The organism is Coleofasciculus sp., from assembly GCF_046565525.1.
Classification (GTDB): Bacteria; Cyanobacteriota; Cyanobacteriia; order Cyanobacteriales; family Coleofasciculaceae; genus Coleofasciculus.
This window is the reverse complement of the sequence record NZ_JBKHUP010000046.1, coordinates 15266-34772: the sequence shown is the minus strand read 5'-3', so window position 1 is coordinate 34772 and position 19507 is coordinate 15266. Positions and strand designations below refer to the sequence as shown.

13 protein-coding genes are annotated in these 19507 nt (G+C 46.1%); 9 read left to right on the top strand and 4 right to left on the bottom strand.

Features of this window, described 5'->3' with window-relative positions:
- Nucleotides 1-28 precede the first annotated feature (28 nt).
- Nucleotides 29-1042, bottom strand: a complete 1014-nt coding sequence (locus ACLGGO_RS17535) for an Npun_R2821/Npun_R2822 family protein (RefSeq protein ID WP_446420268.1) — start codon at nt 1040-1042, stop codon at nt 29-31.
- 168 nt (nt 1043-1210) lie between these two features.
- Between ACLGGO_RS17535 and ACLGGO_RS17530 the strand changes: the two genes are divergently transcribed.
- The 8 genes from ACLGGO_RS17530 (at nt 1211) to ACLGGO_RS17495 (ending at nt 10841) form a co-directional block, all read left to right on the top strand.
- The gene (locus ACLGGO_RS17530; RefSeq protein ID WP_446420287.1) at nt 1211-1408 is read left to right on the top strand and encodes a glycosyltransferase; all 198 of its coding nucleotides are present in this window, start codon (nt 1211-1213) and stop codon (nt 1406-1408) included.
- A gap of 113 nt (nt 1409-1521) precedes the next feature.
- Nucleotides 1522-2502: a glycosyltransferase gene (locus ACLGGO_RS17525; protein ID WP_446420267.1), complete on the top strand. Its 981-nt coding sequence runs from the start codon at nt 1522-1524 to the stop codon at nt 2500-2502.
- Between the two features lie 517 nt (nt 2503-3019).
- A complete protein-coding gene (locus ACLGGO_RS17520) occupies nt 3020-3952 on the top strand; it encodes a glycosyltransferase family 2 protein (protein ID WP_446334335.1) in 933 nt (310 codons plus the stop codon).
- Nucleotides 3953-4143: 191 nt separating this feature from the next.
- Nucleotides 4144-5103 (top strand): GDP-mannose 4,6-dehydratase, encoded by a 960-nt coding sequence (locus ACLGGO_RS17515; RefSeq protein WP_446420286.1) that lies wholly within the window; start codon nt 4144-4146, stop codon nt 5101-5103.
- Nucleotides 5104-5305: 202 nt separating this feature from the next.
- A complete protein-coding gene (locus ACLGGO_RS17510) occupies nt 5306-6523 on the top strand; it encodes a glycosyltransferase family 4 protein (RefSeq protein WP_446420266.1) in 1218 nt (405 codons plus the stop codon).
- A 385-nt stretch (nt 6524-6908) separates the two neighbouring features.
- Nucleotides 6909-8126 carry a glycosyltransferase family 4 protein gene (locus ACLGGO_RS17505; protein ID WP_446334337.1) on the top strand — a complete coding sequence of 406 codons (1218 nt, stop codon included), beginning with the start codon at nt 6909-6911 and terminating at the stop codon, nt 8124-8126.
- A 121-nt stretch (nt 8127-8247) separates the two neighbouring features.
- On the top strand, nt 8248-9621 hold the full coding sequence (locus ACLGGO_RS17500) for an ATP-binding protein (RefSeq protein ID WP_446420265.1): 1374 nt from the start codon (nt 8248-8250) through the stop codon (nt 9619-9621).
- Nucleotides 9618-10841 (top strand): DNA cytosine methyltransferase, encoded by a 1224-nt coding sequence (locus ACLGGO_RS17495; RefSeq protein WP_446420264.1) that lies wholly within the window; start codon nt 9618-9620, stop codon nt 10839-10841. Before ACLGGO_RS17500 ends, ACLGGO_RS17495 begins: the two co-directional genes overlap by 4 nt.
- Nucleotides 10842-10906: 65 nt before the next feature.
- On the opposite strand, the gene ACLGGO_RS17490 is transcribed toward ACLGGO_RS17495, so the two are convergent.
- Nucleotides 10907-12007 carry a hypothetical protein gene (locus ACLGGO_RS17490; protein WP_446420263.1) on the bottom strand — a complete coding sequence of 367 codons (1101 nt, stop codon included), beginning with the start codon at nt 12005-12007 and terminating at the stop codon, nt 10907-10909.
- A 149-nt stretch (nt 12008-12156) separates the two neighbouring features.
- Between ACLGGO_RS17490 and ACLGGO_RS17485 the strand changes: the two genes are divergently transcribed.
- Entirely contained in the window at nt 12157-17076 is a 4920-nt protein-coding gene (locus tag ACLGGO_RS17485; RefSeq protein WP_446420262.1) for an nSTAND1 domain-containing NTPase, read from the top strand.
- A gap of 333 nt (nt 17077-17409) precedes the next feature.
- On the opposite strand, the gene ACLGGO_RS17480 is transcribed toward ACLGGO_RS17485, so the two are convergent.
- Nucleotides 17410-17994 carry a Uma2 family endonuclease gene (locus ACLGGO_RS17480; RefSeq protein ID WP_446420261.1) on the bottom strand — a complete coding sequence of 195 codons (585 nt, stop codon included), beginning with the start codon at nt 17992-17994 and terminating at the stop codon, nt 17410-17412.
- 105 nt (nt 17995-18099) lie between these two features.
- Nucleotides 18100-19506, bottom strand: coding sequence for a cytochrome c biogenesis protein (locus ACLGGO_RS17475; RefSeq protein WP_446420260.1), 1407 nt, complete (start codon nt 19504-19506; stop codon nt 18100-18102).
- Between the last annotated feature and the right edge of the window lies 1 nt (nt 19507).

Below are 19507 nucleotides of genomic sequence, written 5' to 3'. Positions count from 1 at the left end.
AATCAATAATTAATAATAGTATACCAAATCAACTGACAGATATTTTCTTAACTTTTTGCACAAATTTTTGCAAATTTCGGTTGGTCTTCACGAATAAACTCGCTGGTTTTAGCTGCTTAGGTTTCTGATCGGGTTGTTTCATGAAACGATAATGTAGAAATACATCTTTGTAACGAATATCAACATCTTCTCCTTTACACAAACGGGCGAAATCCTTAGACGAGTAGTTCATGTAGTGAATGCGATGAATCGGCTTTAATCCCTGCTCATTATAGAGAACCTGATCAATATTCGCGAAGGAATCGGCATCCGCGCAGTTACCTGTACGATCTTGCCCGTTGGGGCTGAGCGTGAAGTTATATAACGGGCGATCGCACCGAAGCGTCATATAATTAAACAAAAATGCATCATCCCACCAACGAGATACCCAAGCTACTTCTTCCCGTTCAATAAGCTGCTCTTTCAAAAGTGATAGTTCTCGTTCATCAAAAATTCCTTGCTTTGAACCAAAAAAGCTAGAACAATGCAGTTTGGGTCGGATCTGTTCTTCTTTATAAATGCCACTTCCTTCAATCAGAGGAATATCCAGTGCTGCCGAATCTATCGATTTCTTGTGTTCCCAATCATCAAACACAAAGTCATAGGCGTCTAACTTTTCCAACACATCCTCCACCGACTTCATGGCTAGACTATCAGCATCGTAAAAGACAAACCTTTCAAACTGCCCATCAAAAGCCGCGAACCTTCTATGATGACCTTTGCCCCAGGGGGGGCGAGTAATCGCCTTCTTTTTGGCGGCTGGATAAGCTGCCCAAACCTGTGTGGCAAAGTCTTCCCAACGTTGAATCGATTCCCGATTATCAAACAGTGTGACATTGGCTCTGGAATCAACTTCCGGCTTTACTCGTTCGAGTCGTTCGTCATAGGGAATCACACAAACTGGAATATCAGGACTGACATTCACCTCAATGCTGTTGAGTAAGGCAACAAGTTGGTCATAAACTGCATCATTAGCTAGGGTATAAATACCAAAGGATGGCATAGATAAAAGTCCTCACTGTAACAGTTTCTCAATAGCTTAACCCATTTTGGGGAAGCGTGGTTGAAGTCGAATACACTTAGAAGTAGTCCAGGCAATGCTAGGAACTGATCTGACTCGATACTGGTATAGTTGGATACCAATTCCTGATAAAAGTATAAACCCCGCCCAATCGCACCACCCACCGATAGCCAACCCCATCCCTCCTTTATCCCCAAGGTATCCGTAGTTGTCCCCATCTACAACGGTGCAGCCGACATACCCGACTTAATCCAGTGTCTCTTCTCACAAACGTACCCCAAGGATCAGGTAAAATACCTACTCGTAGACAATAATAGCCGCGATCGCACATTTGATGTCTTGTACTAAATTGCTCGAAAAATTACTAATTCATAAGTTTAATTAACGATTCATTTAAATAAAGCCCTGACGGCAACCCCTTGCTAAAATGTGACCAGCCTTGAGCTAAATCGTATAAAATTATGTGTTCTGATCGCACCCCCGATAGCCAACCCTATCCCTCCTTTGTCCCCAAGGTATCCGTAGTTGTCCCCATCTACAACGGTGCAGCCGACATACCTGACTTAATCCAGTGTCTCTTCTGCCAAACTTACCCCAAGGATCAGGTAGAATACCTACTCGTAGACAATAATAGCCGCGATCGCACACCTGAGATACTGCAACAAGCCGCTCAAGACGCCAAAGCTCAAGGTATCACCCTTCACCCCCTCAGCGAAAACCAGATTCAAAGTTCCTACGCGGCTCGCAATACAGGCATAAAAGCATCCACTGGTGAAATTCTAGCCTTTACCGATGCCGATTGTCGCCCCATTCCCCAGTGGTTGAGTCTCTTGGTTCAACCCTTTACCAATCCCCAAATCGGATTAGTCGTGGGGGAAATTTCCGCCCTACCCGGTAAAAATTGGCTCGAAAAACATGCTGAACGTCAAGGAATCTTAAGCCAAAAACATACCATAGAACACCCTTTTTGCCCCTACGGTCAAACCGCTAATTTAGCCATTCGTCGCCAAGCATTACAAGAGGTAGGCTTATTCCGTCCCTACATGACAACGGGTGGAGATGCTGATATTTGTTGGCGAATTCAGCGCCAGACTCAATGGCAACTTAACTTTGCTGAAAAAGCCATTGTTCAACACCGCCACCGCGCCAACCTACGGGAATTCCGCAGCCAATGGCAACGCTATGGGCGCTCTAATAAATACTTACACGAACTGCACGGCGTCGAATTTCAACCAAAATTAACCTCAAAAAAATCTTTATATTTAATCAGTCGTTGGTTGCTCAAAGAATTACCAATAACTAGCGGACAAATTATTACAGGCAAAGCCTCCTTTGTGGATGTAATTAAGACTCCCATTAATCTGTACGGCGGCTGGTATCGTGACATCGGACAACAACAAACTCACCTGGATGAAAAAGCGAATGAAATTGAGTGGCTGTAAAGATTTTTTAAATTTTTAAGGGTGTAGGGGTGGATTTTACCATTATCGTTTAGTATAACACAGCGAGAAAGGAGAAAAGCAACTAAAGTTGCTAGGCTAAACGCCGAGGGGCAATTGAGCTTGTCGAAATTCATTCGGTTTCATCCCTCGGATAAATCGCGAGGGAGCCTGCACCATCGCTTATCCTGTAACGCCTATTTGCCGATGTGCCGGATTCTTGTGTTACAACAGAGCTAAGGAGGTTGGTGGCAATAAACTTAACCGTATTAAGTTATGAAAATAAGCCTCAAACTCTTAAAAAGGACGTAGCTTGCTCCTCGCGAAGCGAGTTCTCCACCGTTAACTTTTATTGTGCCTACCTACTTATTTAGACTGAATGTCACTGACTGGTATGCTGGTGGGTTTCGACTTCGCAAGGGCCCACCCGACAGTATATCAAGGGTTTTGATGCTCCCAAAATGTAAATTTTCAGTACCATTCTATTTAGACTCCCTAGCGACGACTCACCCCGATAGTTATGCCAACGCCTCAGATTGCTGCGATTATCTGTACTCACAACCGAGATGCTTACTTAGGCGCTGCCATCGATAGCCTATTAGCCCAAGATTGTGATAATTTTTTAGTTGTAGTGGTCGATAACGCCTCTAGCGATCGCACTCGTGAGATTGTTGAAGCCCGAATCTCCCATCCCCAGCTAAAATACGTTTACGAACCCGTCATCGGTCTTTCCGTGGCACGCAATACCGGCGCAAAAGAAACCACTGCTCCTATTCTCGCCTATTTAGATGATGATGCCGTCGCTAGTCCCCAATGGCTGAGCGTTCTCCTAGATGCCTATCAACAGAATGACAAACTAGCAATAGCTGGCGGTAAAGTCACCCTAATCTGGCCCCCCGGCGTCGAACCCCCCAACTGGATATCCCCAGAACTCGCAGGCAATCTCGGACTTTATGATCTCGGAGATAGCGTAGTTTATATCAAAGAACCCGGTCTAACCCCAAGAGGCTTAAACTACTCCATCCGGCGTACCTTCTTGGAACAAATTGGCGGCTTTGATCCCAATCTAGGGCGCAAAGGCAAAAAATTATTATCCAACGAAGAATTGTACATGACTGAACTCGCCCTCAAACAGGGCTGGCAAGTCGCCTATATCCCCGATGCTGTCGCCGCCCACAATGTTGCCCCAGAACGCCTCAAACGGAGCTGGTTTTTGCAGCGTGGCTGGTGGCAAGGGATTAGTGAATGTTACCGGGAAGAACTTGTTGGTCGAACAGGTATGGGTCAACTCGGACGCGGAGGAGAGCGAATTGTGCGCGGACTCTACAAATCAGCGAAATATTTTACCGACCCAGCTAAACGGTTTGATAATCTAGTTTATGCTTATGGGCAGATTGGTTACTTAAGTGCCGCCATTCAAGCTATGCTAATCAAACCCAAAGATGAGAGCTGAATTATGAGGGAACGGGGAACACAGGCGCACAGGAGCAATGTAGAGACGTGCCATAGCGTGTCTGTAGGGGCGGGTTTCACTACTATCGTTTCCTTTGCACCAGATGTAACTAAACCCGCCCTGACTGAGTGCGAGAGTGTTGACCCTTCGCTTCGCTCAAGGGAACCTAGTTTTGAATTGACAAATGACGAATCATGAAAAAAGCACTAATTTGCGGCGTATCGGGTCAAGATGGGGCTTATCTAGCTAAATTACTCCTCAATGAAGGTTATAGCGTCTGTGGTACGTCACGGGATGCTCAAATGTCGTCTTTTAAAAATCTAGTTTGTTTGGGTATCCGTGACCAAGTGAAACTAGAATCCGCCGCCCTCACCGATTTTCGCAGCGTTCTGCAAGTCCTGATGAAAAATAAACCGGATGAGGTCTATAACTTGGCGGGACAAAGTTCAGTGGGGTTATCTTTTGAGCAACCCGTAGAAACCCTAGAAAGTATTTCTATTGGTACGTTAAATCTTTTAGAAGCGATTCGTTTTACGGGTGAACCCATTAAATTTTATAATGCGGGTTCGAGTGAATGTTTTGGGGATATTGGTACAAAAGCGGCTGATGAAACAACCCCATTTCGCCCCAGAAGTCCTTATGCGGTGGCAAAATCAGCTGCCTTTTGGCAAGTTGCAAATTATCGGGAAGCTTACGGCTTGTTTGCTTGTTCGGGGATTCTTTTCAATCACGAGTCTCCCCTTAGACCCCAACGATTTGTGACACAAAAGATTGTTTCGGCAGTGTCTCGGATTGCCCAAGGTAGCCAAGAAAAGCTGTATCTGGGCAATGTTGACATTAAACGAGACTGGGGATGGGCGCCTGAATACGTCGAGGCGATGTATAAAATCTTGCAACAAGAGGAACCCGATGATTATGTGATTGCCACAGGAGAGAGTTACACTTTAGAAGAATTTGTGGTCGCGGCATTTGATTGCGTCGGTTTAAATTGGCAAGATTATGTAATAACGGATAGGAGTTTGTTCCGACCGACCGATTTAGCGGTCAGTCGTGGGAATCCTGCCAAAGCTAGAGAAAAACTCGGATGGCAAGCCCAGTATAAAATGCCTGATATTGTGCGGATGATGGTTGAAGAAAAAAGAAATAAGTAAAAAGTAATAAATTGTGAAATTTGTGTAGGGGCGGGTTTCACTATTATCGTTTCTAACCTCACAATGAATGTGACAAAACCCGCCCCGACCTAGTTTTGATTTTAAGAATTATTGGGCATATCGAAAATGAATTAAGTATGTAGATTGAACAGATAGCAATAGCGGTAACAAATGACCAATAACCAATGACTAATGACGAATAATGAAAATCCTCATGCTCTCTGCTACGTTCCCCTATCCCCCTACCCGAGGAGGAACCCAGGTTAGAACATTTAATTTACTCAAGCACCTGAGTGGGCTTCATGAAATTAGGTTACTGACTCAACGGGCGGATGATGTCACAGATACAGAAATCGAAGCGTTGCAAGAATGGGTGGCGGAATTAGTCGTATTTCCCCGTCCGGAAAAAACCCATTTAAAGGGTGGAGTAGGGGGAAAGTTACAGCGCTTTGGTCAGTTTTTACAGCAGGGGATTCCTCCCAGCGTCCTCTCGATTTATTCTCCACAACTACAAGATTGGGTTGATCAGTGTGTCAAGGAGAGTAAGGTTGATGTGATTACCTGCGAACATAGCGTTAACGAGATTTATGTGCGTCCGGAGTTTCGAGAACAACTGCGAACAGTTGTCAATATCCACAGTTCGGTGTACGCCTCGTGCTGTAATCAGTTGCAAACGGGTACAAGTGAAAATCTCTGGCGCGATCGCTTGAATCTGCCTCTGCTTTATCGCTATGAACAGCGCTACTGTGCTAAATTTTCCCATATTGTGGTTACAACGGATGATGATCGCCAACAGATTCAGGCATTTAATCCCTCCAGTCAAATTGCCGTGATTCCCAATGGTGTAGACTTTAGCCAATTCCCTTATCGAACTGTTGATCCCGGTGGACATCGCTTGACTTTTATCGGCGCGATGGATAATTTAGCCAATATTGATGCAGTGACGTTCTTAAGTTTAGAGGTATTCCCCACCATTCAACAACAGTATCCAGACACAACCTTAAGCCTAGTTGGCGCACGTCCAACCTCTGATGTATTGGCGCTGGGAAATCGTCCCGGTATTACGGTAACGGGACAGGTTCCTTCTATGGCAGACTACTTACATCAAGCCACGGTATGCGTTGTCTCAATGCGAACGGGGTATGGGATCAAGAACAAAACCCTAGAGGCAATGGCTGCGGGCGTACCTGTGGTAGGGAGCGATCGCGGCTTGGAAGGACTTGAGGTTGATAGTCCCAATGTACCACTAAGAGCATTGAGGGCAAACTCGGTTTCTGAGTATGTCGATGCTGTGACTCGCCTATTTGAAGAGTCTCAACTGAGACAGGAATTATCACAAAATGGGCGTCAGTTTATTGAGAATAATTATACATGGGAGCAAGCTGCCCAGCTTTATGAACAAGTCATTTGTGGAAAGTGAACGACCTACCCCAAATACCCGTGCGTGGGGGCACCACTCTTGCGCCCTTGATTCAATTAGGGCAGAAGGGATTGATAGAGTAGTGAGAACAGCACAGCCTACACAAAGCGCCAACATCTTGAGGGGCGTACAAATAGATTTAATTTTCGCGTAAAGATATCCGCCTCAAGAAATGAGCAATCAATAATTTGTGATCAAAAATTAACAATAAATTATCTATATAAATAATTTATGATTAAAATCTGAAAATGCTTATATAATCAGGTAAAGCTGTTTGATGAAATAGATATAATCCATTAGGAAAATTTAATAAATGCCATCTCAATTCATCATTAATCCCGATAAAACCGAATTTATGACTATTTTAGCGGGAATCTGAAGCTTTATGAAAATTCTCATCCTTTCTTCCAAATTTCCCTATCCACCCACCAGCAGCGGAACTGAGGTTAGAACATTTAACTTACTCAAGGCGCTCAGTGAGCGTCATCAGATTACCCTGGTGACTCAACGCACTGATGATATTCCAGAGACTAACTTAGAAAAATTGCAGGAGTGGGTCGAAGAACTCGTCGTTTTCCCTCAACCCAACCTCTCAGAGAGCAACGGCGGACTGCGATCAACAATGCAGCGCTTGAGTACATTCTTGCAACAAGGAACGCCTCAGAGTGTCTTGAAGCACTACTCTCCTGAGATGCAGGAATGGGTTAATCAGGCAATCGAGTCAGGAAACTTTGAAGTCATTACCTGCGAACATAGTATGAATGAAATTTATGTTCGCCCCCAATGGCGAGAGAAGTTGCGAACCGTCGTCAATATTCATAGTTCCCTCTATCGGAAGCAGCGCCATCAGTTAGACGGGAAACCAGCGGATAAGCAGCTACGAGAGCAATTAAATTTACCCCTACTGCGCCGCTATGAAGAGCGATATTGCAGCAAGTTTACCAATATTGTCGTCGCTACTCCCACCGATCGGCGTCAGATTGAGGATTACGAACCAGAGGGTAAGATCACATTAGTTCCCAATGGGGTCGATTTTAAGCAATTTCCGAAGCGTGTCTCTGATCCTGGAGGACATCGATTAGTGTTTGTGGGTCTTATGGATAGCCCGACAAACATTGATGCGGTGCGTTTCTTCAGCTTAGACGTGTTTCCAGAGATTTTACGACGGTATCCAGAAGCAACCCTAGAAATTGTGGGCGCCAGACCTGTACCTGAGGTGTTAGAGTTGCAGGAACGTCCGAGAATTACGGTGGCAGGTCAGGTGAGTTCAATCGTAGACTATTTGCATAAAGCAACAGTTTGTGTGATTCCCCTGCGGACTAGCTATGGGATTAAAAACAAAACCCTAGAAGCAATGGCAGCAGGTGTGCCTGTGGTGGCGAGCGATCGCGGCTTAGAAGGATTGCCCGTCGATGGCGGAGATGTCCCCCTGCGGGCATTACGGGCAAATGAAACTGCCGAATATGTGTACGCCGTGAGTCGGTTATTTGAGAACCGTCAGCTTCGCAAGCAACTCTCAGAAAATGGGCGATCGCTGGTTGAGCAGAAATATACCTGGAAACGGGCGGGGGAACTATATGAAAAGGTATTGATGGGAAAATGATATCAATATGACCCTTATCCTTTGCTCATTGATAACTAACACCTCTGTGTCATCAGTGTGACAAAACTCTCCCACCTCCACCCCAATCTCTGCTATAAATCAGTGAAATCAGTGTTTTGGTATGAGTGTAGATTTACTAGCATTTTTTAAGGCGACAAATCCCGGTCAGACGATTAATATCGCTGATCCGGATGATCGCAAATATTATATCGATTTCTCTCCTGTCCGGGGTGGGACTATTATTGAGGAGTTGAAGGAGAATATTACGATATTCTATACCAATCAGCCGAGTTGTGATTTGTTTACTGGACATATCGGGTGTGGCAAATCCACGGAGTTACTGCGGCTGAAGGCGGAATTGGAGGCGCAGGGGTTCCATGTGGTTTATTTTGAGTCGAGTGATGACTTGGAAATGGCAGATGTGGATATTGCGGATGTGTTACTGGCGATCGCACGGCGGATTAGTCAAAGTTTAGCAGATGTGGCGATCGCTGAACCCAAGGGATTGAAGCAGTTACTGAAACGCACGGCGGAATTGTTGCAGACGGAGTATGATTTATCCGAGGTGGAGTTAGGCTTGCCGAAAATGCCAGGGGTTCCCGATGTGAAGATGAAGGCAGATGATAAAGGGGCGTTGTCTTTGGCGTTCGGGATTGGTAAGATTACGGCTAAAGCACGAGCGGATTCGGGATTGCGAGAACGACTGAATCAGTTTTTGGGACCCAAGAAAGCTGAGTTATTAGCGGCGATTAATCAAGAGTTAATTGAACCTGCGATCGCGCAGTTGCAACAGCAGGGGAAGCAGGGGTTAGTTGTGATTGTGGATAACCTGGATCGGGTTGAGGGTCAAACCAAAGGTTGGGGGCGATCGCAACAGGAATATATTTTTATTGATCAGGCGGAATATTTGCAAAAGTTTAACTGCCATCTGGTTTATACCATGCCCTTGGCGTTAAAGTTTTCTGATGAGTATGCCCGGTTAACCCAGCGATACAAGGAAGAACCCAAAGTTTTGCCCATGGTACAGGTGCAGCAGGTAGATGGGAGTGACTGCACCGAAGGGATGGCATTGCTGCGACAGATGGTATTGGCGCGAGCGTTGCCGGATTTGGACGCACAAGGGCGATTAAATCGCGTGAATGACATTTTTGACCATCCGGATAGTTTAGACCGCTTGTGTCGCGTCAGTGGTGGTCATGTGCGGGATTTATTACAACTGTTGATCCAGTGGTTGAAGAAGGATCTCAAACAAGGGCGGTTGACTCGTGAAACGTTAGAGGTTTTGATTCGCATCCGTCGCAATGAAATGACGCTTCCCATTGATGATCACGAATGGGGGTTACTGCGAAAAGTTCGGGAACGGAAGAAAGTAAGTGGGGGTGATGGGTATCAGAAATTAATTTATAGTCGGTTGGTGTTTGAATATCGCGATCGCGGCGAGTCTTGGTTTGATATTAATCCCATTTTGGCAGATGCCAAGGAATTAAGGGGATGAGTCATTTATCCTTTGTCAAGAGTACCATTTACCTTCATTCTATGCCTCAGCAACCTATCTGTACAACCGTTGAGTTATTTTGCGGGATTGGAGGATTCCGGATAGCAGCGGATCAGAGAACTTTACGCACAATCTGGGCAAATGATCGTTGTCCGAAAGCCTGTCAAGTATACCGCGATCGCTTTGGAGATACATCACTACATCCGGGTGATATTTATCAAGTCGTTGATAAAATTCCGCCTCATGATCTGTTAACGGCTGGTTTTCCCTGTCAACCGTTCAGTAGTGCTGGCAAAAAAAAGGGAATTCGAGATCCACGCGGTCATATTTTTCAAGTGATTATTGATGTCCTGCAAAACCACAAGCCCAAGTTTTTTATCTTAGAGAATGTTAAACGCTTACTGTCTATGGAGGAAGGGACGCATTTTGCCACGATACTCAATGAGTTAGCTCATTTAGACTATAGGATTGAGTGGCGTTTGGTCAACGCTATGCATTTTGGTTTACCTCAAAATCGTCAGCGAGTGGTCATTTTAGGTGCTTTAGAAAAGGATACACAGGATAATTTACCCAATATCCGACTTGTCTCAACTGAAAATATCGCTGAGTTATCCTACTCAACGTTTCAAACCCTGACTAATGTTGAATGGTGGACAAAAATCAAAGACCACGGCACTAGATTTCCGACGTGGGGACTAGCACAAGCCGGTCGTTTTTTCGGCTACGATTTTACCCAATTTTATCCAGCTACACCTATTGTACCCTTACGGGCAGTCCTTGAGTCAGATGTCGATAGCCAATTTGATTTTACTGAGTCTACGTTAGACCGTTTACAAAATAGTACCCCAGTGAATGATTTCGTTCAAGGTGTACAAATTCTCTACAATCAAAGTGGAGGAGCGCGAATGGGTTATACCGTCTTTGGTATTGATGGTGTTGCACCTACGCTTACTTCAACAACGAGTCGGCACTATGAGCGTTATAAAATTGGCAATCAGTTCCGCCGTCTGACTAATGTAGAATATGCTCGCATTCAGGGCTTTCCAGATGAACATTGTGCTGGGATATCTATCTATGATCAATATGCTCTTTTCGGAAATGCCATTCCTCCTGTTATGGCTGGGTGGGTGATGGATTGTATCTTAGAAAATAAGATTGTCCAACTCAAAACACCTAAATTTGAACAACTCTCACTTTTCTCTCTAAACGATGCTTGCTAAAGAAGAATTACGCGCCAGATTAAGGGAATCACTGGATACAACAATTCAGGAAGTTAATCGCGCTCTCAAAGGAGAGAACATCGCTCTAACAATTGCTCACGGGAAAGAGTAATGAGTAGGGGAGTTAACTCTTGAGGAGATAACTGTAACATGGGGGCGATCGCACTGGCTAATTCTGGGTCAAGTTCCCCAAATCGTACTCTCAGAAACCGTTCTACGGTTTCTTGTCGTGAGGTATCGTCTTGAATCGGCAGATTACCAAACCAGAGTAAGAGTTCCTCACGTTCAAGGTTAAATAACAGCCGAGTCAACTCTTGAGGGGGTAATTGTAACATGGGTGCGATCGCACTGGCTAATTCGGGGTCAAGTTCCCCAAATCGCACTCGCAGGAAGTTTTCCGCCATTTGGCGTTGCCCTTCAAGCTTGCCTTCTTGTATCCCCTGCCGCTTGCCTTGTTCTAAGGTTTCTTCTTGCCATTTTAAATAAGCTGGTGATAAGTTCATGAGCAATTCCCTGTCCTGTTCACTTAAATTGTCGCTTTCGTTGATAGTGATACGCCAGTTTGCCAGAATCTGTAAAATTGTCTGCCGATAGGGGTTCTGTTGGGGTAAAGCAACCAATTCATCGATGGCTTGCTTCTGAGTTCCGCGTTTTCCCAAAACCCTTAACCATAGTGTATCTTCAGTGACAGGCAGTTGGTTGATGGCGATTAATCCTGTTTTCAGGAACTCTGGCAGAAAATATACACCGTCTCCCCAGTTTCCTGACTGATTCAGTCTTGCACCAAATCCGTTTAATAATCTTGTGGAACAAGAGGGTGAGAGAATCCACAAGTGGGGCCAATCGGTTTCGGGAAATGAAGTCCGTTCTCGTCTGGCTTTTCGCCGCATTTCACTGCGTACTGAGTTTAACTTGCTTTGGCAGTCGAGTATCTCGGCGGGGCTGGGTGGATTGCGGAAGGGTTCCAATAGACAGGCGGTTGTTGCCATTCGCCCCAGTAATCCCAGGTTTTCGGGTGCTGTTGCTGGTGATGGTGTTGGCACAAACCAAACATCAACTTGGCGGATTTCGGGGGATATTTCCCGACTGGTTTCGACGTTTCCTAGAGGGGCTAATAATTCCTCTAGGTATTGCTTGGCAAATTGATCGTGAGGTTTTCGTGTCATTTGAAGTTAAACTAGCGGTGTATTTGTTCAATTTATCGGGTCGCCCTTTGCTTAATCCCCAATGTCGGATAATGTTGCTTAGAATTTTAGGGTAAGTGTTGAAGCGATTAGGGTACTAAAGTGCCTACTACGAGCGAACGAAGGAAACGATGTCGCAGCTACCTGATATTACACCGGAGAATCAAACGGAATTAGAGGAACTGGCGTTGGCGCTGGAAGCCTTTCAGGGTAAGTTTTTGCTGATTTTTGCCCGATGTAATTATGACAGTCTGCGATCGCGTCTGATTCAATGCCTCCAGGATTCCTCTTTGGCGGACATTCGCACGATTACGCTAAACCCTGATGATACCGCCCTATATCAACGGATTCAGACGGAATTGCAGGGGGATAAACCGGGGGCGTTGATGGTTTTGGGGTTGGAGTCGGTGCTATCCCTGGAGACGATGCTGGCGGGGGCTGATTTGGTGCGGGAAGAGTTTCGTAAGCATTGTCCGTTTCCGGTTGTGGTTTGGGTGACGGATTCGGTTAAGTTTCAATGGATGCAGTTTGCCCGTAATCTGCAAAGTTGGGGCGTGAGTAGTCAGTTTAATATTAGCCGTGAAGAGTTGGCGGCGTTTATTAAGGAGAAAGCAAATCAATGGTTGGCGGATGGGTTGAATTTAACCGAGGCGGACTGCATTGAACTGAAGGCGGAATTAGAGGCGGCTGAAGGGGAGTTACAGGTAGAGGATAACGGGTTAGAACCGGAATTAGCGGCGTCGTTATTCACATTATTAGGGATTTGTCAAGAGCAACAGGCAGATATTCAGGCAGCGATTCATTACTTTGAGCAAGCGTTAGTAGGTTGGCAGGAATTGCAGCGTTTCGACTATCAAGGCATTGTTTTCAAGGAGATGGTTTATGGTTATTTCTGCCAAATTAATCGGATTCAACCCGCGACAATTCCCAGTCATGAATATAATCAGATTCAACAGAAACTTAAAGACTCTATTCAGGAAGCCTTAACTGCTTTTCATCGGGCGCAACGTCCGGATTTAATGGCGGATTCCCTTGGTGTGTTTGGTGTGGTTTTGCGGGAGTTCCAGGATTGGCAACAGTTACAAGAGTTGGCGGAACAAGCGTTGGCGTTTGACCAAGGGGAAAATCGACGAGATAAATTGGCGTTGGATTATACGTTTTTGGCGGATGTTGCGTTGGCTGAAGAACGTTGGCAAGACGCGAAGGAGTTAGCGGAAGCGGCGTTAAGTGGGGCGGTTGAAACCGCAACTACACAAACGAAACCCGCGAATTTGTTGTTAGTCCGCGCCGGCGGACTTGGTTTGTCTAGCCGCGAATTCCATTCGCCAATGCTGATTAATGGGATTGATGTAGAACTAATCAGCCGATGTTACTGGATTAAAGCGCGATCGCACGTTAATTTAGGTCAATGTTCTGCCGCGATTGAACAGTTAGAAATTGCCCATGGTATCAGTGAAACCTTATCGAATCCTCGGCTTTACTTAGATATTTTAGCGGATTTACATCATCTCTATTGGCAGACAAAAGACTATCTAAAAGCCTTTAAAATTAAGCAGGAACGGCAAACCGTTGAAACCCAATTAGGATTAAGAGCGTTTATTGGCGCGAGTCGCGTTCCATCGATTGTTGGGGCAAACCTCTCTCCAAACCTCTCTCCTGCAAGGAGAGAGGCTTTGAATTCTCCACATTCTGTCCTTAATTCTCCACATTCTGTCCTGAATACTCCCCCTTCCCTTGCTCTTAAGGGGGCTGGGGGGTTAGGTTTCATCGCCCCAGAAATCATCGCCTCTGGACGAAAAAAGGATGTGCGGGAATTGGTGGAACGGGTGACACGGAATGATCATAAAGTTATTGTCATTCACGGTTTCTCTGGCGTGGGTAAAAGCTCATTAGTTAATGCGGGATTAGTGCCAACCCTACGCCAGACTACCGCCAGCGGACAACGAATTATTCCGATTTTGATCCAAGTTTATACTGATTGGCTACAGGAAATTGGGCAGCAATTAACGGTTGCGTTAGAGAGACACAGGATACAGCTTACTCAACCCCTTGATTCTCAAACTGCGATTCTAGACGCCTTGCGCCAGAGTGAAACTCAGCAGGTGCGAATTGTGTTAATTTTTGACCAGTTTGAGGAGTTCTTTTTTGTTGCGAATAGAAAAGGTTTAAGAAATGAATTATTTAGGTTTTTGGGCAAGTGTTTGAACATTTTACCTGTTAAGATAATTTTTTCTATCCGTCGGGATTATCTTCATCATTTAGTTGATAGACCAGGGATGGAGGCAATTGGCAATGACCTTTTGAGTAAGAATGTCCTCTATAAAATTACCAACTTTACCCCAGAGGAAGCCCAAAACCTAATTGTACAACTTACAGAGCGGTCTAATTTCAAGTTGGAATCAGCGTTAATTGAACAACTGGTTAAGGATTTAGCCGGAGATTATAAGAAAGTACGCCCGATTGAGTTACAGGTTGTCGGGGCGCAACTGCAAGCCGAGGGAATTAGAACCTTAGCCGACTATCAACAGTTTGGAACTAAAGAAGAATTGGTGCTGCGCTATCTGGCGGAAGTGGTGGAGGATTGCGGGGAAGAAAATCAGCCCGTGGCGGAGTTGCTGTTGTATTTGTTGACCGATGAGAAAGAGCGGCGATTGCTGAAAACTCGTGGGGAGTTGGAGGAGGAGTTAAAGGATTTTGTCACGGTAGCGGCGAGTCAGTTGGATTTAATTCTAGAGATTTTAGTGTTATCGGGGTTAATCTTTATTGTTCCCGATACCCCCGATGACCGTTATCAGTTGGTACATGATTATTTAGTGTCCTTTATTCGCCAGCAGCAAGAGCCAAAGATACAAGAAATTATTGCCCAACTGAATCAGGAACGGGAACAGCGTCAGCAGTTAGAGCGGAGTATTGAACGGGTGCGGGGAGAGTTAAGCCTGGTTCAGGAGGAACGAGAACGGGTAATCCTGGAGGTTAGAGAAGCAAAGAAGTATCTGGCGCAAGCTCAAAAAGAACGAGAAGAAGCCTTAAAAGGGACAGAACTGGAGCGGCTGGGTATATTGGCTCTCAGACAATTTAACTATGCTCAAATTCCAGCCTTACTCACTGCGATGCGAGCGGCTAAGGAGTTAAAAGCGATTGTTAAAGACCGACCACTTGATCAGTATCCTGCCTATAGTCCCCTCTTAGCGCTGCAACAGATTTTGGATCAAATTCGGGAGCGAAATCAACTGCGCGGTCATGAAAGTCCGGTTATGAGTGTGGCGTATAGTCCAGACAGAAAGCAGATTGCTAGCGCTTCTGGTGACAAAACTGTGCGCTTGTGGGATGGTCAGGGGAATCAGTTAGCCGTCCTTCGCGGTCATGAAAGTCCGGTTATGAGTGTGGCGTATAGCCCAGACGGAAAGCAGATTGTCAGTGCTTCTCATGACAAAACCGTGCGGTTGTGGGATAGCCATGGCAACCACTTAGCCGTTTTTTCCGGTCATGCGGATAAAGTTAAGAGTGTGGCGTATAGTCCAGACGGAAAGCAGATTGCTAGCGCTTCCGGGGACAAAACCGTGCGGTTGTGGGATGGTCAGGGGAATCAGTTAGCCATACTTCGCGGTCATGAAAGTCCGGTTATGAGTGTGGCGTATAGCCCAGACGGAAAGCAGATTGCCAGCGCTTCCGAGGACAAAACCGTGCGGTTGTGGGATAGCCAGGGCAACCACTTAGCCGTTTTTTCCGGTCATGAAGATTCGGTTTGGAGTGTGGTGTTTAGCCCAGACGGGAAGAGGATTGCCAGCGCCTCCGGGGACAATACGGTGCGGTTGTGGGATAGCCAGGGGAATCAGTTAGCTGTTCTGCAAGGTCATGATAATCTGGTTAGGAGTGTAGCGTATAGTCCAGATGGGAAACAGATTGCCAGCGCTTCCGGGGATAATACGGTGCGGTTGTGGGATAGCCAGGGGAATCAGTTAGCCGTCCTCCAAAGTCATCAGGGTTGGGTTTTTAGTGTGGCGTATAGCTCAGACGGGAAGCAAATTGCCAGCGCTTCCTGGGACAGTACGGTGCGGTTGTGGGATAGCCAGGGTAATCAGCTAGCTGTCCTGCAAGGTCATCAGGATAGGGTTTTGAGTGTGGTATATAGCTCAGACGGGAAGAGGATTGTTAGCGGTTCTGATGATAAAACCGTGCGGTTGTGGGATATCCAAGGGAACCAGTTAGCTGTACTCCAGGGTCATCAGAGTTGGGTTTTTAGTGTGGTGTTTAGCCCAGACGGGAAGCAGATTGCTAGCGCTTCCGGGGACAAAACCGTGCGGTTGTGGGATATTCAAGGGAACCAGTTAGCCGTCCTCCAAGGTCATCAGAGTTGGGTTTTTAGTGTGGCGTATAGCCCGGACGGGAAACAAATTGCCAGTGCTTCCGGGGACACCGTGGGGTTGTGGGATAGCCAAGGGAATCAGTTAGCTGTCCTTCAAGGTCATCAGGATAGGGTTTGGAGTGTGGTGTTTAGCCCAGACGGGAAGAGGATTGCCAGCGCTTCTGATGACAATACAGTGCGGTTGTGGGATAGCCAAGGGAATCAGTTAGCTGTCCTTCAAGGTCATGATAGTCTGGTTAGGAGTGTAGCGTATAGCCCAGATGGGAAGCAAATTGCCAGCGCTTCCGGGGATAATACGGTGCGGTTGTGGGATAGCCAGGGCAATCAGTTAGCTGTCCTGCAAGGTCATGAGGGTTGGGTTATGAGTGTGGCGTATAGCCCAGACGGGAAGCAGATTGCCAGCGCTTCCCATGACAAAACCGTGCGGTTGTGGGATAGTCAGGGGAATCAGTTAGCTGTCCTGCAAGGTCATCGGGATAGAGTTTTGAGTGTCGCCTTTAGTCCAGATGGAAAAACTCTTGCCAGCGCTTCAGAGGACAAAACTGTGCGGTTGTGGCGCGTGGAGACATTAGACGAATTGCTGGTTCGCGGTTGCGACTGGTTACGGGACTATCTCCGCACCCATCCCGATGTCAGCGATATTGATGAGTTTTGTGCAGGGGAATTAGGGAGGATGGAACAATAAGGCAGAAACCTGAGTCGGGGCGGGTTTAGTCACATCTGGGCGCAACCAAAACGATGGTCGTGAAACCCGCCCCTACATACTCAACACTCATAAAAATCCGCGAAATCAGTCACCTTTGTAGGTTGGGTAGAGCGATAGCGAAACCCAACTCCTTGGGAGAGCTTGAACATTTTGTGCTTTCCCGCTCTACTCCCATGGGAGTGTTTATGGCGAAGACAGCGCAACTACAAACTAGCTTAAGTCAAATGGCACTAAAATAAGCATTTTTGGCGAGCCAAAACTCTTGATATAGCGTAGGGTGGGCATTGCCCACCAACCTTAAGTCAGTGCCATTCAACTTAAGTCGTTAAACTCAATATTCTCATAGAGATCAGCAATTTTAAGTTGAAAATCAAACACATTCAACGACAGTGTTACTGTGGGATCATCATACTCTGACAACAGCCATTGATTCGCCGCCGTTTTCACATAATGTTCCAGATGAATCCTATACTGATCAATAATCAGATATTCCCGAAAGCTGGCAATCGTGCGGTAGGCGACAAACTTACCACTACGGTCATAGTCTTGGGTTGACTTGGATAAAACCTCACCAATAAAACAGGGATTAACAATCGTGTCAGTGCGTCCCGTTTGTAGTTGCAACGGCTTTTCCACTACCATGACATCGGGATACGTATAGAGATTAGCATCGGGAATCCACAGTCGCTGGTCTGTAGCAAAGATGCGATAGTTTTTCCCTCGTAATGCTAATTTCAAGAACGCCGCCAGACCGATGGATAATTCATTATGGTCAGGAGTTCCAACTGTCATTGGAATGATTTCTCCATTGATATAGTCATGGCGTTCTGTGGAAGCCGTTTCAAAGTCTAAATATTCTTCAGGGGTATAGGTTTTTTGCTCAAGTTGAGTGATCATAAATAGCTAATTCTTAATCATTGAATAAGCCCGCAAACCCGCCCGGAGTAGTGCCCATTGGTGTCAACTTAAGGTGAAAACTAATACAGGGGGAGCTTTTCACCCTCATCCCCTGACTGAAACATAGGGGCTTTCACCTTCGCTATCTTGTAACGGAACGTCAGGCGTTGATTTATCCTCATGCAAGCGATCTAAAATCTCAATCACTTCTCGCTCAAAGGATACCTGGGCGCGGTTAGTTCTCCCCCCCACATAAAAGCGATCGCCTTTTTGTAATGCCCAAATTTGCGAATGGGAAACATAGCTCATAATTACACCCACCATGAGCAAACCAAAGCCGGTATACACAATCGGAATGCCCGGATCAGCTTTAATTTGTAAGCCTGTACTGCCGATTAATTCCTTCAGGCGCAATGTTACCCCATTCACTTGGGTACTCATTCCAGAACGAACCGTGGAAACTAATTGTCCCTGGGCATCATATACCAAAACCGTCCCCTGTAAATCTTTTGCCAGCAGCGAAGCACCTTCGCTTAAATCCGGTTTCGTTGGTATCCAAGTCCCCCAGATGCGCCCATTCCCCTGGGTATCCAGTTTCGCCATGGGTAACTGAAAAATCGGACTGTTATTTAACTGCACGCGCACCGCCGCGATTCCCCAGTCGGTTTGGTAGAAGGTGACTCCTTGATGGCGCAGGGGTTTATTCACATAAATGGTTTCTCGGTCAATTTCTTGTTCCTGGTTATCCACCACCGATAAATCGGAATAAAACTGATCAATTCCGCCTTCGGGGGTGTAGTCAATCCAGAAGCGATTAACGTGAACGCCCCAATCTTGAGGAACCTGAGATTTTGCCCAGGGACCGGCATCAATAATGTTTCTGACGTGAAAGGTTGCACCACTAGGAACCAGTTCTTGTGCCATAAATCCCGTCATCGCGCCCCAAATTGATCCAGCCAGAATAATCAACATACTGGCATGAACCACAATCGGACCAATCCGCCCCACGATTCCTTTGCGGGCGTAGAGGCTATCTCCTTCTTGAAATACCCGATAGCGTTTGGCTTGTAGCAGTTGGGATAAAGAATTCAGGGAACCCGTTTCTAGTTCAGCGCTGAGTGCCAATTTCTGAAACTGACGCGGTTCTTGGTAATAGTTCCAGCGACGGGCGGCTTTGAGAGCGGGAAACTGGCGAGTAAACGTGCAAGCGGTGAGACTACTGCCAAAGAGAACCAGGATTGACAAAAACCACCATGTCCGGTAAACATGATCTAATCCTAAGAATAGGAGAACTTTCCAGGTTAAGAAACCAAATAAAGCGGGATTTTCGGGATAATTGGCTTGATAAAAGGCGAGAGACTGACCCTGTTCGATAACAGTGCCACTGATACTGAAAAGAGCGATCGCTAGAAGGAGTGCGATCGCGAGTCGCAAATCCGCCAGAAATGACACGATATAACGTCGGAACCAACGTCCGACAGGATTAGCCACAGATTGATTATCTAACGTCATT

Excerpts from the sequence above, each read along its gene's own strand:
- ACLGGO_RS17535 (WP_446420268.1), bottom strand. The coding sequence starts at position 1,042 with ATGCCATCCTTTGGTATTTATACCCTAGCTAATGATGCAGTTTATGAC.
- ACLGGO_RS17525 (WP_446420267.1), top strand. The coding sequence starts at position 1,522 with ATGTGTTCTGATCGCACCCCCGATAGCCAACCCTATCCCTCCTTTGTC.
- ACLGGO_RS17520 (WP_446334335.1), top strand. The coding sequence starts at position 3,020 with ATGCCAACGCCTCAGATTGCTGCGATTATCTGTACTCACAACCGAGAT.
- ACLGGO_RS17510 (WP_446420266.1), top strand. The coding sequence starts at position 5,306 with ATGAAAATCCTCATGCTCTCTGCTACGTTCCCCTATCCCCCTACCCGA.
- ACLGGO_RS17505 (WP_446334337.1), top strand. The coding sequence starts at position 6,909 with ATGAAAATTCTCATCCTTTCTTCCAAATTTCCCTATCCACCCACCAGC.
- ACLGGO_RS17500 (WP_446420265.1), top strand. The coding sequence starts at position 8,248 with ATGAGTGTAGATTTACTAGCATTTTTTAAGGCGACAAATCCCGGTCAG.
- ACLGGO_RS17495 (WP_446420264.1), top strand. The coding sequence starts at position 9,618 with ATGAGTCATTTATCCTTTGTCAAGAGTACCATTTACCTTCATTCTATG.
- ACLGGO_RS17490 (WP_446420263.1), bottom strand. The coding sequence starts at position 12,007 with ATGACACGAAAACCTCACGATCAATTTGCCAAGCAATACCTAGAGGAA.
- ACLGGO_RS17485 (WP_446420262.1), top strand. The coding sequence starts at position 12,157 with ATGTCGCAGCTACCTGATATTACACCGGAGAATCAAACGGAATTAGAG.
- ACLGGO_RS17480 (WP_446420261.1), bottom strand. The coding sequence starts at position 17,994 with ATGATCACTCAACTTGAGCAAAAAACCTATACCCCTGAAGAATATTTA.
- ACLGGO_RS17475 (WP_446420260.1), bottom strand. The coding sequence starts at position 19,506 with ATGACGTTAGATAATCAATCTGTGGCTAATCCTGTCGGACGTTGGTTC.